At 33.8% G+C, this 18,157-nt stretch carries 14 protein-coding genes and 1 pseudogene; 12 read left to right on the forward strand and 3 right to left on the reverse strand.

Features of this window, described 5'->3' with window-relative positions; genetic code table 11:
* Window positions 1–12: 12 nt before the first annotated feature.
* Window positions 13–828 (reverse strand): hypothetical protein, encoded by an 816-nt coding sequence (locus tag H593_RS0112705; protein ID WP_028872798.1) that lies wholly within the window; start codon window positions 826–828, stop codon window positions 13–15.
* Window positions 829–1,102: 274 nt separating this feature from the next.
* Window positions 1,103–1,546, reverse strand: coding sequence for a hypothetical protein (locus H593_RS0112710; protein ID WP_028872799.1), 444 nt, complete (start codon window positions 1,544–1,546; stop codon window positions 1,103–1,105).
* Window positions 1,547–1,858: 312 nt separating this feature from the next.
* Between H593_RS0112710 and H593_RS0112715 the strand changes: the two genes are divergently transcribed.
* Together H593_RS0112715 and H593_RS0112720 are read left to right on the forward strand one after the other, a co-directional pair.
* Complete coding sequence (locus tag H593_RS0112715) at window positions 1,859–2,317, forward strand: helix-turn-helix domain-containing protein (RefSeq protein ID WP_028872800.1); 459 nt, start codon at window positions 1,859–1,861, stop codon at window positions 2,315–2,317.
* A gap of 41 nt (window positions 2,318–2,358) precedes the next feature.
* A complete protein-coding gene (locus H593_RS0112720) occupies window positions 2,359–3,036 on the forward strand; it encodes a class I SAM-dependent methyltransferase (protein ID WP_028872801.1) in 678 nt (225 codons plus the stop codon).
* A gap of 236 nt (window positions 3,037–3,272) precedes the next feature.
* Here the strand turns inward: H593_RS0112720 and H593_RS0112725 are convergent, their stop codons facing one another.
* The gene (locus H593_RS0112725) at window positions 3,273–5,765 is read right to left on the reverse strand and encodes a M14 family metallopeptidase (protein WP_147231964.1); all 2,493 of its coding nucleotides are present in this window, start codon (window positions 5,763–5,765) and stop codon (window positions 3,273–3,275) included.
* A 275-nt stretch (window positions 5,766–6,040) separates the two neighbouring features.
* On the opposite strand from H593_RS0112725, the gene bshC reads away from it, so the two are divergent.
* The 10 genes and pseudogenes from bshC to H593_RS0112775 form a co-directional block, all read left to right on the forward strand.
* Window positions 6,041–7,648, forward strand: a complete 1,608-nt coding sequence (gene bshC, locus H593_RS0112730) for a bacillithiol biosynthesis cysteine-adding enzyme BshC (RefSeq protein WP_028872803.1) — start codon at window positions 6,041–6,043, stop codon at window positions 7,646–7,648.
* 219 nt (window positions 7,649–7,867) lie between these two features.
* On the forward strand, window positions 7,868–9,403 hold the full coding sequence (gene guaA / locus H593_RS0112735) for a glutamine-hydrolyzing GMP synthase (protein ID WP_028872804.1): 1,536 nt from the start codon (window positions 7,868–7,870) through the stop codon (window positions 9,401–9,403).
* 211 nt (window positions 9,404–9,614) lie between these two features.
* Window positions 9,615–11,522 (forward strand): PBP1 and LysM peptidoglycan-binding domain-containing protein, encoded by a 1,908-nt coding sequence (locus tag H593_RS0112740; RefSeq protein WP_028872805.1) that lies wholly within the window; start codon window positions 9,615–9,617, stop codon window positions 11,520–11,522.
* On the forward strand, window positions 11,523–11,933 hold the full coding sequence (locus H593_RS0112745) for an OsmC family protein (RefSeq protein WP_028872806.1): 411 nt from the start codon (window positions 11,523–11,525) through the stop codon (window positions 11,931–11,933).
* Window positions 11,934–12,047: 114 nt separating this feature from the next.
* Entirely contained in the window at window positions 12,048–12,590 is a 543-nt protein-coding gene (locus H593_RS0112750; RefSeq protein ID WP_028872807.1) for a DUF922 domain-containing protein, read from the forward strand.
* Between the two features lies 1 nt (window position 12,591).
* Entirely contained in the window at window positions 12,592–12,825 is a 234-nt protein-coding gene (locus H593_RS0112755) for a DUF3820 family protein (RefSeq protein ID WP_028872808.1), read from the forward strand.
* Between the two features lie 459 nt (window positions 12,826–13,284).
* Window positions 13,285–14,925: a CTP synthase gene (locus H593_RS0112760; protein ID WP_028872809.1), complete on the forward strand. Its 1,641-nt coding sequence runs from the start codon at window positions 13,285–13,287 to the stop codon at window positions 14,923–14,925.
* Between the two features lie 69 nt (window positions 14,926–14,994).
* Entirely contained in the window at window positions 14,995–16,899 is a 1,905-nt protein-coding gene (yidC, locus tag H593_RS0112765; protein WP_028872810.1) for a membrane protein insertase YidC, read from the forward strand.
* 661 nt (window positions 16,900–17,560) lie between these two features.
* A complete protein-coding gene (locus H593_RS0112770) occupies window positions 17,561–17,851 on the forward strand; it encodes an ISAon1 family transposase N-terminal region protein (protein ID WP_315969382.1) in 291 nt (96 codons plus the stop codon).
* A 52-nt stretch (window positions 17,852–17,903) separates the two neighbouring features.
* Window positions 17,904–18,157, forward strand: a pseudogene (locus H593_RS0112775) (ISAon1 family transposase); the annotation flags it as partial.

The following is an 18,157-nucleotide window of genomic DNA, read 5'->3' on the forward strand; positions in this document are numbered from 1 at the left end:
GAGTTTCTTTGATTAACAACCATTTGCTGGTCCAAAAGTAAATACGAGCTCTTGGTCAACTTGTTCTCCTTTAGAGTTTTCGGCAGGTGTCCATGGTCCTGGGATATTCTTAATAAGTTCAATGAATTTCTCATCCAGTGAAGGGTATCCCGTTGTCATTGCGTCATGTTGAACATTTGAAATAGTGCCTTCTTTTGTTATTATAAAAGAGAGTTTAATTGCGCCCAATTTGTCTTCTTTGAAAACGTTCATACTCTCTTTACTGTTCTCCCTAAAATAGGTGATAAGTGATTCTTTACCATCCCTATAAATGGCCTGCTTCTCAGGAACAACGGTTATGTGCGGACCAAAAAAGCGTTCTTCTAAATTGCCATTCTCAGTGTTTCTTTCTTTGAATTCCGTTCTAATCGTAAAATGACTAAAGTGCTCTGTTGCTCTTAAAAGTTTTAGTTGCCCAGGTGTTAGATAATCATTAGTTCCATATTCACGTATTCTAGATTGCTCATGGTCTTTAATGATAATCACGTCTACAGAATTAATATAAGCTATTTGTTGGGCCTCTTCTTCAGTAAGAAAATCATAAATTGTTGTGGCTTTATGGATGTCTTCTTTTGTATAGGCTTCAAATCGTGTATCTACTCCGTAATACAAGTCTGGGATTTTTTTGCTAGCCGTACGTTCTAAATTTGAGTTAATAAAAGCAAGGTCATTACTGCTTGAGGAGTTTGGGTCGTCAGTTTTAATAGTGCTGTTACAACTTGCGAAACAAAAAACTAATACGTTTAGTACAGCTAGTTTTATGCAGAAAATAATAGTGGTCTTGTTCATAGTCGTTCTATTTCTAGATTAATTTATGTCAAATATAGGGTTGACAGGTAGTTATATCGCTAAGGAAAATGTAAAAAAAGTGTCAATTTTTTGTAAATTTTTTTAAAACAAGTCTATTAAGAGGGTAGTGGTTGTCGTTTTGAGATGTATTTGAAATTTAGTTTTATGATGTGTACTGATACAGTTGGTTTTTCTCATTTCTAATCCTCTATGGGATACCTTTCCAAGATTACCAAGAACTCTTGCTTACTATTTGGACCAGAAAATCTATATTTTATCTTCGAGATACTATCTTAGTAAGCTCCTTACTTAGGTCACTTTTAAATGGAAAACTTAAAACTATGATGATATTTCCTTTTGTAATTATAGTTTCTGGATGTGCTTTGCTAGGTTTTTCTCCTCCCCAAAGTAGACCTTCTACAAATCCTTTTCCTTCATTAGCATTTCTATCAAATTCAAAATATAATAGGGAACCTTTTTTTCCTTTATGCTCAAAAGTTTGACATTGCTTTTCGATTGTCTTTCCAATAATAAAACGATACATCTCTGGATTTTTGTATAACAGTTTTGATTGTATGGCTTGACATTCTATGTCTTGCGAAGATTTGTATTCTTTAGGCAGTACAGTTGGTTTAATTTTGATAGTATTAATTGTTTCTGATGGACTAAACCCAATAGTAGAAACTATTAGAAAACACAAAGTTAAGAGCTTGTTCATATAACGTATTTTTAAAAATTATAACCAATCTGTTTGTGTGCGATTTGTTTCTCTAGTGTCTTTTGTTCTTATGTTGGCTGGGTTAGAATTAACTTAGTGAAACAAAACGAACCAAATAGGTATTCGTTTGGTTGTATAAGTTAATAGAGAGGAAGCTATCAACGACAGTATTTGTAGCTAATTTTTACTTAAAAGGCTTGTTGTCTCGCAACTGTCATATTGCTGTCATTATAGTGTCATATTGATTGTAATCGTTACGATTGGTTAATGTCTATCTTTGTCGAAGGATTAATATAATACACTAATAAAAGAATGAATTCTGATACAATTAATTTAAGAGATATTAAACAAATGAGATTAGAACGTCATTGGTCACAGGATCAATTGGCAGAAATGAGCGGATTAAGTATAAGAACTATTCAAAGAATTGAGAATGGAGAGAATGCAGGTTTAGAGTCTTTGAAATCTTTGGCCTCGGTCTTTGAAATCAATATAAAAGATTCGGATAAGAAAGAAGATATAGAACAGATTAGAAAAGAAGAATCATACATTCAAAATTTAAAAGGGTTTTATAAACTTTTTGCAATAGCGATTTTAAGTTTGGTGCTTCCATTTATTATAGCACTTAACGATTTTGAAAACTGGAGTGCTTTTTTATGGATACTGTTGTCTTGGGGAGTTATATTAGGAGTCTATTCTCTAAATGTTTTTGAGGTCTTTGGAGACCAATGGAAAAGAAAAATGATTAATAAGAAGTTTAAAAAGAAGTAAGAATTTATTAAGGATAGCTTGTGTAGACAGGTGTTGCGTTTATGAATAAAAAAGAAAACATAATAAAAAAAACCAAGGCCCCTTGGTCAACTAAAGACGCTATGGAGCAGGTTTATAAAATGAAACTTTGGGGTTCTAATACTTCTGCATTTTATTCTGGTAATGGGTCACATCGTCCTGAGTTAGTGAATCCATATATAGATGTTTTAACATCATTTCTAATGACTTTTAAAAGGCCTCTAGTCGTATGTGATTTAGGCTGTGGAGATTTTAATGTAGGCAAAGCATTGGTAAAGTATACTGCTAAGTATATAGCAGTAGATATCGTAGAGGGTCTCATTGTATATAATAAAGAAAAGTTTAAAGAGAAAGATTTAGAATTTCATTGTTTGGATATTGCAGTAGATGATTTGCCTTCTGGAGACTGCGCTCTATTAAGGCAAGTTTTACAACATTTATCCAATGCTGAAATAAAACGCATAGTACATAAATTAACAGATTTTAAATATGTTATTTTAACAGAGCATGTGCCTGAAGGAGATTTTATACCTAATAAAGATATTATTTCTGGTCAAGGGATTAGGTTGAAAAAGCAAAGTGGTTTGAATATATTAACTCCGCCCTTTAATTTGAAGGTAAAAGGAGAGCGGCAATTATTGTCTGTTGTTTTAAGGGATGGTAAAGGGCTCATATTTACAACACTTTATGAACTTTTCTAGGCAATGCTCAAATGTTTCGCAACGTGTTTTGATAAATTATTAGTTAACACCAGTGTGTCCAAACTTCCCTATTATATTCTTTGTATCTAATGCGTCTTAAAAATTACGCGAACCTTTTTGGTGGCCTTTTATATAACTATAAAAATAGTATAGGTAAAGGACCTTTAAAAAAAAGGTTCAGGTACATCTTGGGTTGCAAACTAGAATTTCCGAAGACAAAAAGATTAAAATAGATCCTATAATTCTGTCAAATTATTATTTACAAAAAAGACAGCGTTCACAAAAAATAGTTTTCCATTCTCCCAAAAACTTCTAAACATCACGTTGTCCACGATGTAAATAACGCTTCCGCTTCCCATACGTTGCTCGCCAAAAACCAATGACTTATTTAATTGTTTGAGCGCCTCCTGTCCTGCATAGCCAGATACGTTTTTAGGGCTGTCACCAAGATAGGCTACGTTATAACCAGTATCTAAAAGACTGTAAGACGTATTGCCTTGTTTCAATGTGAAATAATAGTCGTCATAACCAAAAGCCAGTGGATGTGTATTGTCGACATCTGTTTTAAAAATAGCACCTGTGATTAAGTTTTTAGTATTATCACGTTCTCTGTCTGCATATTTAATGGTTTTGTTTTGATTGTTTTCTATGGAGTCTTCCGTTTGATTTCTTTTTAATCCAAAATCGTCCTTGCCAGCAAAACTGTTTAATGCTCCATCAATAGCTATGAGTTTTCCGCCAGAGCGAACCCATGTTTTAATTTTGTCTGTAAGGTCTTCATTTAGAAAACCACTATAATAGCCATCTGGCATGACCAACACATTGTATTTTGATAAGTTAGTGCTAGACAAGTCCTTTGTATTAATTGAAGTTACTGGATAGTGAAGCTGCTGCTCAAAAAAGTGCCATAGCTCACCATAGCTTAATGATGAGGTGTAATCTCCAGAGAGTATTGCTATTTTTGGAGCATTTACTAATTTAATGTCTGGTGATCCAAAATCTGGTCCTGAGGTTGAAAATCCAGAGGTAATAGCATTTGGAGTTCTGTTATTTGAAATGGCAATGTCAAATACTTTGTCATCAAAATTAGCTACCTTTTTATTATCTCCTCTAACAATTATTAGAGAACCTCTGTTGTATGTTTTTCCTTGAGTTGTAAACGGTTTTTCTGTAAATCGAACCTTGATATTGTTTTTAAGTAATTCTGCAAGAAATTGTGCATCCTTCATGCTATTCCATTCAATAACGTAACCTGTAGCAGAAGAATTTGAAACAGGAGTAGCATAGCCATTCCTTAATTTATCATTCGTGTTTACATTGCTTTTGCTCGCAATGGCACCTAATCCGTAGGCATAAGGTACAGACCAAGCCGTGATGTCATAAGTAAGAGAATCACTCAATGCTGTGTTAGGCTCAAATAATACTTTTACCATTTTTCCTTTAGGCTGATTGGTGCTCACCACCAAATCATTAGTCGTTGTGTTGAGCTGCCCTTGTTTAGAAGACCAATAGTCAAACCCAGTTACTTTTCCGCCTTGAGCAAAACCATAAGAGATCTCATGTTTATCTAGAAGTTGGGTTAAGCTTTCAATCTTATCTGCATGTCCTTGTAAAACATAACTCTTATATAACAGCTTTGAATTATCAAAGTAATTGCCAAACTCAGTATTCAGTTTTTTGGCATTTTGCGACGAGATTTCAACAGTTGATATTCCAGTAGTTGTATGGTGGGTTAGTCTGTCAACTAAAGTCAATACCTCACCTTCATCATTTAAAACTCCTAATCCTGCACGTCCATGACCTCCTTGTTCATAGGTCATTCCAATGGCTCCCATATAAGTTGGGTAGGTGTCACCATAACTTGGATATAATAAATCAAAACGTTCGCGAGTAAAATATAACCAGCCCTCAGCATCAAAATATTTAGCATGATTTTTACCAATTTGTGTCTGGAAATCACGTTGCCAGTCGCTAATAACTTCATGAAACGGTTCGGCAGCAGGTGCGAAATAATACGGTTCGTTGATACCTTGCTCATGAAAATCTACATGAATATGAGGCAACCATTTGTTATACACTTTTAATCGCGCTTGCGTTTCGACTTGCGTAGCCCAAGCCCAATCTCTATTTAAATCAAATAAATAATGGTTTGGTCGTCCTCCAGGCCACGGCTCGCTATGTTCGCTAGCTTGTTGGTCAATATTATAAGGCACGCTCGAAGTTTCATTATACCAATTCACGTAGCGATCACGGCCATCTGGATTAATACAAGGGTCAATAATCACAACCGTATTTTTTAAATACTCTTTGTTTTTGGTCAATAATTTATAAACGGTAAGCATTGACGCTTCTGTACTTGACGCTTCATTACCATGCACATTATAACTGAGCCAAACAATCGCAATATCATTAGCAGTTGCTGTGCCTTCCAAAACGCCAGCATTTTTGAGATTATTCTCTCGTATTTGCTCTAGGTTTTTCATGTTTTCTTCGGAAGATAGATACACTAACAGCAATGGTCGTCGCTCATTGGTTTGTCCGTATTGTTCTAATTTTAATTGCTTAGGAAGTTGCGCCTCTACATATTCAAAGTAATCAACAACTTGATGGTGTCTGGTAAACTTTGTGCCAATGTCATAACCTAAAAAACCGGAAGGTGATTGTAGGTTTTGAGCAAAAATTGAGACAGAACAAACAAAGGCAAGGATAAAAGCGAATGACTTAATCATAATATTAAAATCTAGATGAGTTGTGATAATTAGTAAATATAAGGTGTGCAAGTGAATATATACAAGCATCATTCGAATTTAATGAGATAAAACATGTTATGTCTACTTTAGCATAATAAAACCTTAGCTAATGCTGTGCTTGATTTTTCTAATTTTTCTAAAGAAAAAGACAGTATTTTAATTTCATTAAATTCAAGTAATACGAGGTATTAACTAAAATTTAGGACTCAAAAAAGTGAAGAAGCTTATATTTACGCTAGAATTGAATTGAAACTATGCTAACAGACAGTCTTCCGTTTAGAGAAACCAACTATTTCTCTTCTTTGATTTGCGATTATCTAGATGAAAATAATGATTTAAAATCGTTCTATAATCGGTTTCCAAAGCTTGAGAATTTTAAAGCTCAAATTGAGGAAAAACGAGGTTCTTTTTCTTCGGAAACGAGAGCGGTTTTGGTGAACTCTTTAAAAAACCAATATGCATCTGTTGCGATGTCTGAAGCAACTAAAACGAATATCGAATTATTAAGCAATAACGAAACGTTTACAGTTACTACAGGTCATCAACTCAATTTATTTACGGGGCCACTTTATTTTTTTTATAAAATTATTTCCACAATCAATTTGTGCACACAGCTTAAGTCTGAATATCCAAAACAAAGCTTTGTACCTATCTATTGGATGGCAACCGAAGATCATGATTTTGAAGAGATAAATTACTTCAATTTTAGAGGACAAAAATTACAATGGAATCGAAAAGCATCTGGAGCGGTAGGTGAATTACAACTTGACGGATTGGACAGCGTTTTTAAGGTTTTTGCGAACCAATTAAACACTTCGACCAATGCAGAAACGCTAAAGCAATTATTTAAAAGTGCTTATTTAGAGCATCAAGATTTAACAGATGCCACGCGTTATCTGGTCAATGAATTATTCAAGGACCAGGGTTTGGTGATTATTGATGGTAATGATGCCGCTTTAAAGCGGTTGTTCATTCCTTATGTAGAAGATGAATTAGTGAATCAAACCTCTTTTGATAAAGTCACAGAAGCTAACAGTTGCCTTAATGGTCTCTCCGGAAATTATAAAATTCAAGTCAATCCAAGAGAAATTAACGTATTCTACATCACAAAAGATGTAAGAGAACGAATCGTAGAAACTGAAGGTATCTATCAGGTACTCAATACAACTATTTCCTGGAGTAAGAGTGAGATACAAAAAATACTCTTAGCGCATCCAGAACGTTTTTCGCCAAATGTAATCATGCGACCATTATTTCAAGAAGTCATATTGCCAAACCTTTGTTATATTGGAGGAGGAGGAGAGTTAGCCTATTGGTTGCAACTCAAATCTAATTTTGAAGCGCAAAAAGTTACTTTTCCTATGTTGTTGCTTCGAAATTCAGTACTGATCATGACTGATAAGCAAAAAGATAAACTTCAAAAGCTAAACGTTTCAGTGAACGATTTGTTTCTAAAACAAAATGAATTACGAACTAAGGTTACCAAGCAAGTCTCTGAAATTACAATCGATTTTTCATCTCAAAAAGCATATTTAGACCAACAATTTAAAGAGTTATATGTGCTTGCAGAGCAAACTGATGAATCATTCATTGGCGCAGTGAAAGCACAAGAAGCAAAACAAATTAAAGGACTCGACAACCTAGAGAGTAGATTGCTTAAAGCACAAAAACGAAAACTGAGTGATCATTTAGAACGGGTTACAGTATTGCAAGACGATTTGTTTCCTCGCCAAAGTTTGCAAGAGCGTAATATGAATTTCTCTGAGTTCTATTTAGAGTATGGAGACGTTCTTATTACGGAGTTAATAGAAAATTTAGAACCTTTAAAAGGTGAGTTTTTAGTGTTAACGGTTCAGAATTAGTATTCATAGTTTAGAGACTAGTGTTGACTGTTTAGTGAGTGTTAATTAATTTTTGTTACTGTTTATATCGATTAGACTTCGTGCTTTTTAATTTACATTTCAACATCTTAGTGACTTTAAAACGTCACACGTTTACTACAAATAATAAAGTGTTAAAAAGTAAACCCAAAAAACTTCAAATCTTAAATCTTAATTCCTAAATCATTACTATTTTTGTACATGCAACACAACAAAGTCCTAATTTTAGATTTCGGTTCGCAATACACACAACTTATTGCACGTCGCGTTAGAGAGTTAAACATCTATTGCGAAATTCATCCATTCAATAAAATCCCTGTAGATTCAGAGAGCTTTAAAGCTGTCATCCTTTCTGGTAGTCCAAACTCCGTCAGAGGTGAAGCTGTATTGCATCCAGATCTTACTCAAATAAGAGGTAAAAAACCCATGCTCGCTGTTTGTTATGGCGCGCAGTATTTAGCTCATTTTTCTGGAGGAAAAGTAGCTGAGTCTAATACCAGAGAATACGGTAGAGCTAATTTGAGTTTTGTAAAACAAGATGACGACTTCTTTACAGGTATTTCTATAGGAAGTCAAGTGTGGATGAGTCATAGTGATACTATCAAGCAACTACCTACTAATGGTGTTTTGTTGGCAAGCACGCATGATGTTGAAAATGCAGCTTTTAAAATTGAAGGTGAAAAGACATATGCCATACAATTTCACCCAGAAGTATATCACTCAACAGATGGGAAACAATTATTAGAAAATTTCTTAGTACATATTGCTCAAGTGGAGCAAGATTGGACACCAGATTCATTTGTTGATGAAACCGTAGATGCACTTAAAGCACAATTAGGAAACGATAAAGTCGTTCTAGGATTGTCGGGAGGTGTAGATTCATCTGTAGCAGCCATATTATTGCATAAAGCAATAGGGAAGAACTTATACTGTATTTTCGTAAATAATGGTTTACTTCGGAAAAATGAATACTCTAGTGTACTCGAGCAATACGAAGGCATGGGGCTTAACGTTAAAGGTGTAGACGCTTCGGTACGCTTTTTGGATGCTTTGGAGGATATAAGTGATCCTGAGTTAAAACGGAAAGCAATAGGTCGAGTATTTATTGAGGTTTTTGATGATGAGTCTAATGAAATTGAAGGTGTAAAATGGTTAGCACAAGGGACTATTTATCCAGACGTTATAGAGAGTGTTTCTGCAACAGGAGGACCAAGTGCAACGATTAAAAGTCATCATAACGTTGGAGGATTGCCAGATTATATGAAATTAAAAATTGTAGAACCTTTAAGAGCATTGTTTAAAGACGAAGTTCGACGTGTAGGAGCTTCTATGGGAATGGATAAAGATATTTTAGGTCGTCATCCGTTTCCTGGACCAGGGTTGGCAATTAGAATATTAGGTGATATCACGCGTGAAAAAGTACGAATCTTACAAGAGGTAGATGCTGTGTTTATTGACAATTTAAAATCTTGGGGTTTATATGATAAAGTTTGGCAAGCAGGTGCAATGTTATTACCAGTGAATAGTGTAGGTGTCATGGGCGATGAGCGTACATATGAAAAGTGTGTGGCATTAAGAGCAGTAGAAAGTACAGATGGAATGACTGCAGATTGGGTCAACCTTCCCTATGAGTTTTTACAAAAGACCTCAAACGAGATTATAAATAAAGTAAAAGGTGTAAACCGTGTGGTTTATGATATTAGTTCTAAACCACCTGCGACTATTGAGTGGGAATAATTCCTAAGCAAATAGGACTCCCTTAATCGTAAAATAGAGGTCTTAATGTTAGAGTAAATTACCTTAACTTCGGTTGAGAAATATACTGAAACTATAAAAAATTTTAATTTAAAACCTGTGATTTTTGCTCAGTATAAATTGAAACATAGACGAGTTGTAATCAATTAAAATTTCCGAAGAAGAAAAGGAAATAAGACATAAATTTTTATCAATGAAAAAACTCATTCTCATACTTGTAACTTTGTTTTGTAGCTTGTCTGTTGTAGGTCAGGATTATAAAACGCACAAAGTAGCTCAAGGTGAAACTATAACCAGCATTGCTAAGATGTACTTAGTCACGCCTTATGATATTTACGCTCTTAATCCTGATGCTAAGACGTCGCTAAAACTAAACACGGTACTGATAATTCCTACCACTCGTGTTAAGAATGAGCCTATAAAAGAGTCTATAAAAGAGGTGGTTGGGTTTAAAAAGCATAAAGTTAGACGTAAGCAAACCTTGTACAGTATTTCTAAACAATACAATGTGGATATTGAGGATATTAAAAAATATAATACTAGATTATATTCTGAAAACTTACGTAAAGGGGATCGCATTAAAATTCCTAAATTTAAAACAATCGTTAATCAAGTCACCTTAAATAATACAGTTAAAAAATACACAGTATTACCTAAAGAAGGGAAGTGGAGAGTGGCTTATAAATTTGGGATTACAGTACCACAACTCGAAGCACTAAATCCTAATATGAGTGAAGTTTTACAACCTGGTCAAGAAGTAAATGTTCCTAATATTAGAGATAATGAAGAGAAAGCTGTTGAAGAAAATTATGGCTATTATACAGTTTTGAAAAGTGAAGGTTTTATGTCGCTTAATAGAAAATTAGGTCTAACCCAAGAGCAATTGGAGACTTTGAATCCCGAACTAAAAGCGAGCGGACTCAAATTAGGGATGGTTTTAAAAGTACCGATAGATGCAAAATCAGCAACGATATTTAAAGAGTTAGCCATTACGAACTTGTCTCGTAATCTTAAAAACCTTAGTGTCAAAAGAATCGCTTTGATGTTGCCTTATGGTACGCATAAATTTGATATAGATTCTGTGCAAGAAGCTAAAAAAAGAATTAGAAAAGATGCCTATTTATCTATATCCTTAGATTTTCATGCAGGAGCATTAATGGCTATAGACTCTGCAAAACGATTAGGTATTTCTACATATTTAAAGGTTTATGATACAAAAAATCAATTATCTGAGATTTCTAATATTTTAGATGCTAATGATTTTTCAGATTATGATGCCGTTATTGGTCCATTAGTACCAAAAAATTTAGATCGTGTAGCGTCAGATTTAAAACGAGATAATATTCCTGTTATTTCTCCTTTTTCTATGCCTATGACTTTGTATGACAATGTATTTCAAAGTGTACCGTCGGGTGACTTATTAGAGAATACAATTATTAAGTATGTGAAATCAGATTCTCTGCCTAAGCATGTAATAATCATTTCAGATTCAAAACATAAACGTATTAGTGATAAGTTGAAAGTTGAATTTGTTAATGCAGAACAAATCTATTCTAGAAATAATAAAGAAGGTAAAGAGGCTTATTTTATATTTCAAACAGATTTAGAAAATATCTTTAAAAACGGAAAAAATATTGTGTTCTTAGAAACCGATAATGAGGGATTTGCTTCAAACGTTATCAGTATGATTAATGGATTGATCTCTGATGAGAAAGAAATAATTTTATTTACTACAGATAAGAATAGAGCTTTCGAGGGTAGAGAGATTTCAAATTACCACTTGTCTAATTTGAAGTTTCATTATCCATCAGTAAATAAAACGGCAGATATTGGATCTTCGAAAAATGCATTTATACGAGCTTATAGACGTGTATATAACGTGAGTCCAAATAAGTACGCAGTTAGAGGGTTTGATTTAACCTTAGATCTTTTGTTGCGTTTAGCTAGCGAAGATGATTTATATAAAGCGTCTTCTCATGATATAGAAACCGAGTATGTCGAGAATAAATTTAGATATTCTAAAAAGATGTTTGGAGGCTTTTATAACGAAGCAGTTTATGTCGTAAAATATGATAACTTAACTATAGTAGAGGCAAAATAAATGACATCAAAAGTAATTTACTTAGGCGATTTAAGAACAGAAAGTGTTCATTTAAAATCCAATAATTCATTTTTAACAGATGCACCTTTAGACAATAATGGGAAAGGTGAGGCGTTTTCGCCTACAGATACCGTTGCTACTGGATTAGCAAGTTGCATGATGACGGTTATGGGAATCAAAGCCAACGATATGGGAGTTGATATGAAAGGAACTATTGCTCATGTCACAAAAACGATGGCCAGTGATCCTAGACGAATTTCTAAAATAGAAGTGGTTTTGGAGTTGTCTTTTGAAGCAGATGCCAAGACACGTAAAATTATAGAACGTATTGGGAATACGTGTCCTGTTCATTATAGTTTACATCCAGATATCATAAAAGATATCACGTTTAATTGGACGAATTCTTATTAAACTTTAAAATGACATACATGAATTTTTGCTTTTAAGTGTAGCCTCGACAACACTCAAAATAATTCAATTTATTAATACATGATTCTAAAATTTAACGAGAATACTGCAAACTAAATGCTATCGAGACTATTAATTGTTTTTTTGTTAATTCTGAAACCTGCCATAATCGAAGAGGTCACTATCTCGTGGAGTGATAGCAAAAAACTCACTTGGTCAGATTTCAAAGGTCAAGTTGAGCAAAATACAGATGCTGTTGCAGTCACTGCTTCTGGGATTGCATTTTCATTTTCGGTAAGTCAATCTAATGATAAATATATCGATTTTAATGCCATTTCCGAAGCATATTTCTATCCAGAAAAATCATGGTATTTAAAGAACAAAGGTGATGATTATATTTTAGCTCACGAGCAACTTCATTTTGATATTACAGAGCTGCATGTGAGGCAATTACGTTTTAATATTTCTAGAGTAAACGTCTCGCAAAATATTAAGCAAGAACTTAGGGATTTGCATGAGCAAGCCAATAAAAATTTGGCCATAATGCAAAATGACTACGATACCCAAACTGATAATTCTATAAACAAGACCGAACAGGCTATTTGGTCTCAATTTGTAAAAATTGAACTTTATAAATATAAGGACTTCCGCTCAAAATAAGATGTTGCAACCAGATAAAAATTTTCTCATTAAACTCGCACACACCAAAATGCCTTTTGGTAAATATGAAGGGCGCTACCTCATAGACTTACCAGAATATTATGTGGTTTGGTATCACAATAAAGGCTTCCCAAAAGGAAAATTAGGTGATATGTTGACTCAAGTTTATGAGTTAAAATTAAATGGCTTGGAGTATTTGATAAAGGATATTCAGAAGCGATATCCTAAACAATAGTAAATTGTAAACATGAGCTTTTAAAGCCAAGGGACTTAAAAGATAGGCTAAAACAGTTTTGTGTTTGATTTTTATTGGTTAATTGGTTTAAGTCGGCTTTTTTCTATCTGTATTGTAGATAATAACTCCGGTCGAAGTATAAAAGCAATGGAGTCAGATTTTTCCTTTTTTAATATAGAATCCCCTTTTTTAATTCTATCACATATTTTTCTATATAGAGAGATAGAAGTGAAATCTATTTGACAATATCAGTCAATATTTATCACTAAAATGGTGTAACTCTTTGCTCTGTTTGAATGGGTCATATACAAAGGCTAAAGAAGCTAATACGCTTTCACAAGAAAATGACGCTAAAAACAGCTTTGAAATGTAACGTTTTTAATATTATCAATAAACCCAAAAACAATTCAAAAATAACTATTTAAATTTTGTAAATTTGCCTGCGTTTATATACGCAACATGACAAGACCAACAAAATACATCTTTGTAACCGGTGGTGTTACCTCTTCTTTAGGAAAAGGTATCATCGCAGCTTCCCTTGCAAAGCTACTTCAAGCTCAAGGTTACAGAACTACAATTCAAAAATTAGACCCTTACATTAATATTGATCCAGGAACTTTAAATCCTTATGAGCACGGCGAGTGTTATGTGACAGATGATGGTGCAGAAACAGATCTTGACCTTGGTCATTACGAGCGTTTTTTAAATGTGCCAACGAGTCAGTCTAATAACGTAACCACTGGTCGTATTTATCAAAGTGTGATTGATAAAGAGCGTCGTGGTGAGTTTTTGGGTAAGACGGTTCAGGTGATTCCTCATATTACAGACGAGATTAAACATCGCGTGCAAATTTTAGGGAACTCTGGAGATTATGATATTGTGATTACAGAGATTGGAGGAACAGTGGGTGATATTGAATCACTACCCTATATTGAAGCAGTAAGACAATTAAAATGGGATTTAGGAGAGCATAATGCGATGGTTATTCATTTAACACTAATTCCATATTTATCTGCAGCTGGAGAATTAAAAACCAAACCAACGCAACACAGTGTAAAAACACTGATGGAAAGTGGGGTCATGGCAGATGTGTTAGTATGTCGTACAGAGCACGAACTTCCAGCAGAATTAAGAGATAAATTGGCCAAGTTTTGCAACGTTCGTCCAGAAGCTGTGATACAATCTATAGATGCATCGACAATTTATGATGTCCCTAATTTAATGTTAGAGCAAGGCCTGGATACCGTAGTCTTAAAAAAGTTAGAGTTAAAAAGTACAGAACCAGATTTAACACAATGGAATCAGTTTTTATCGCGTCATAAAAACCCAAATGGAGAGGTTACTATTGGTCTTATTGGTAAATATGTAGAACTTCAAGATTCGTACAAATCTATTTTAGAATCCTTCATTCATGCAGGAGCAGAGAATGAAGTTAAAGTAAAAGTAGAATCTATACATTCTGAATATTTAACAGAGAAGAATGCTGCAAAAAAGTTACAACACTTACACGGTGTTTTAGTTGCTCCTGGATTTGGAGAGCGCGGTATTGAGGGTAAAATTGTTGCGGTGCGTTATGTGCGTGAGCATAATATTCCGTTTTTTGGAATCTGTTTAGGCATGCAAATGGCAGTTATTGAATATTCTAGAAACGTTTTAGGATTAGCAAATGCTAATTCTACAGAAATGGATGAGAAGACAACAGATCCTGTGATTAATCTCATGGAATCACAAAAATCTATTACAGATAAAGGAGGTACGATGCGACTTGGTGCTTGGGATTGCCAATTAGTAGAGGGTAGTTTAGCCAAAGAGATTTATCAAACTGTTAATATAAAAGAAAGACATAGGCATCGTTATGAATTTAATAACAATTACAAGCAACAAATTGAAGATGCTGGCATGAAAACAACGGGATTAAACCCTGAAACTGGTCTTGTAGAAATTGTGGAAATCCCAACACATAATTGGTTTGTAGGAGTACAGTACCACCCAGAGTATAAGAGTACAGTTGCTAGTCCGCATCCATTATTTGTGTCTTTCGTTAAGGCGGCATTAGATTATAAAACGGAGAATAAAAGTGTCAGTATGGCACAGAAATAATATTGGATAGCTTTTTGATAAAATAGTACCACTCTCTTTAACCAATCAGAGATATTTTTAAATTACAACATGGAAGAAAAAAAATTCGACACTAAATCGATTATAGGATTCGTTCTTATCTTCGCAATATTAATCTTTATGATGTGGGAAAGACAACCCACTCCTGAAGAATTAGCAGAACAAGAAAAGCAAGAACAAATTGAAGCTGATAAAAAAGCCGAAATAAAACAAGTCAAAGAGACTAAAGTTGTCACTGGAGCAGATTTTACGGCTCCAAAGCCTGGAGATTCTTTAAAATTAGCCGACTTGAAAAACAAGTTAGGATCTTTTGCCTATTCATCAACACTTCCTTATGCAACAGATACCCATACAACTGTACAAACAGATGTGTTTGACTTAAAATTTAGTAATAAGGGTGGTTTCCTTTCCGAAGTAATACTGCGAGATTTTGTCGATTATGATTCTATTCCAATCGCATTGATTCAAAATGGAAATGAATCATTCAATATCACGTTTCCAACAGCAGATAATAGAATATTAAACACCCAAGATCAATATTTTGAGCCAACAATAACCAAAAACGGACAAAATACCGTTGTTTCGATGAAATTTAAAGCATCAGCAACTCAGTTTTTAGAATACCGTTATGAGTTGAAACCAGATGAGTATATGATAGATTTTTCTATTAGATCAGAAGGTTTAAACAATGTTGTAAATAGCTCTCAAGCCATAGATTTAGAGTGGGGATTAAAGACCTATCGTCATGACCAGAGCATCACTTATGAGAATCGTTACACACGATTAACATATATGTCTGAAGGAGACAAGATTGATAAGTTAAGTCAAACAGGAGAAGATGAAGAGGTTCTTGATGATGCACGTTGGTTATCATACAGGCAACACTTTTTTAGTACGATATTGGTGGCTGAAACACCAATTAAGAATGTAAGAATTTCTTCTTTAGATTTAGTCGAAAATGAAGAAGTTGATACGATTTTCACCAAGCAATATGACTCTAAGTTGCCATTAACATTCACTAATGGAGATGCAAATAATGATTTTCAATTGTATTTTGGACCAACAGATAGTAAGGTTTTAAAAGACTATGACCATAAATTAGAAGAAAGTATACCCTTTGGTTGGGGAATTTTTGGATGGATTAATAAGTATTTATTTATACCATTATTTGGTTTTTTAAGCGGTTTTTTACCTTATGGTATAGCTATTATCGTAATGACTATTTTAATTAAATTAGTCATGTCATTTGTACAATACAAGCAGTTTTTATCGCAAGCAAAAATGAAGGTCTTAAAACCAGAGTTAGATGCGATTAGAGAAAAGCATAAAGACAACAAAATGAAGGCGCAACAAGAAACAATGGCACTTCAAAATAAAGCAGGTGCAAGTCCACTAGCTGGTTGTTTACCTGGTTTAATTCAATTACCAGTGTTTTATGCGTTGTTTATGTTTTTCCCAACAGCTTTTGCATTACGTCAAAAAAGCTTCCTTTGGGCAGACGATTTATCATCTTATGATGTGATTGCAGATTTACCGTTCAACATTCCGTTTTATGGAGATCACGTAAGTTTATTTCCAATTTTGGCAGCAATAGCTATTTTCTTTTATATGAAAATGACGACAGGTCAACAAATGGCATCTCAGCCAACACAAGAAGGTATGCCAGATATGGGCAAAATGATGAAGTATATGATTTACTTCTCTCCTATATTAATGTTGGTTTTCTTTAACCAATATGCATCAGGATTAAGTTTATATTACTTTATCTCTAACCTTATTAGTATTGGTATTATGTTAGTGATTAAGAATTATATTCTAGATGAAAATAAGATTCATGCTCAGATTCAAGTAAATAAGACAAAGCCTAAGAAACAAAACAAGTTTCAGAAAAAGATGTCTAATATGATGGAGCAAGCTGAGCAACAAAAGCAATCGCAGCAAAACAAAAAGAAATAATACGATTACAGTAGTAATAGATATAAAAGAGCCTTTAGATTATTCTAAGGGCTCTTTTGGTTTTGTGCTGTATACTTATAAATATTTATTTTACTTCGGAAAAGTCAAGTATTCACATCGCTTGTAGAGTTGAAGGAGGGACTTAGAACGTAACAATTATCCAATTTAGAAATCTTAGTATGTTATTTCCATAATATGAGAATTTAGTATGGATTCATACGGTAATCAGATCGACTTTTTATGATGCAATGCAAATTGAAAACACTTCGATTTGTCCTCTTAAGTTATATTTTGTAACGTCTATAAAAAGAACATCAATTTGAAACATAACAGGACCTTTAGTTAACTTAGTCTAAAGGCTTTCTCAATAGTATTGCGTCATACACATTTAGTAATTAATTAGTGTTCATAATTTAAGTAACGGCTTAAGGCTAGATAACTCCTAAAAGGTAACTCTTGTCAAGTTACTTGGCTTAAGTTCTTACTACTTAGGGATGGGTTTTAGATATGTAAATTTAAATGAGGTCACATTGGATCATTCCTAAAAGTTGTGTTTGATAATTAAAAATAGATTCCGATTTTTGTTAAAAAGAGTATTTTGGACAACTATCAAGAACTGCTTAAGCTTATTCTTCCTGAATTTTTAATAACCCACTTCGATTTGATTAGCCATACCAAGAAAGATGAAGTAATGCATCTTTATTTTGAAGAACGCAATAGCGCCCCTAAAGAAGAAACTTCCCGAGAATTAATTGCACATGGGTTCCATAAACAAGCCACTATCCAAGACTTTCCATTAAGAGGTAATACCGTCTATTTGCATGTTAAACGACGTAGATGGTTAGATAAAACCACTAAAGAGGTCGTTCAAAGAGACTGGAATTTAGTAGCACAGGGAACACGGATGACCACCGAGTTTGCTGCTTTTTTAAAAGAAATTAGTCGATACTAAGGCTTCTGATTGCTACACTATCGCTGGTTTTTACAATGTAAATGGTAAAAAATTGGCTAGACAGCATAGGGACTATCTTAGTGAATTTAAAACTTGGGAACAAAAACCACATGCTAAAAAATGGCTTATTTTTTCAGAGAACATAGGTCCTTATCTTTCTATTGATGAAACAGCCTTGTCTAGAGGCGAACTTTATACTATCATAACAAATAAAAGCGCAAAAGGAAAGAAGGGCAGTATTGTTGCCATTTTTGCTGGAACTAAAATCGAACCTATTGTTGAAGAGTTACTTAAAATATCGCTAGA

Source organism: Psychroserpens burtonensis DSM 12212 (genome assembly GCF_000425305.1).
GTDB classification, from domain to species: Bacteria; Bacteroidota; Bacteroidia; order Flavobacteriales; family Flavobacteriaceae; genus Psychroserpens; species Psychroserpens burtonensis.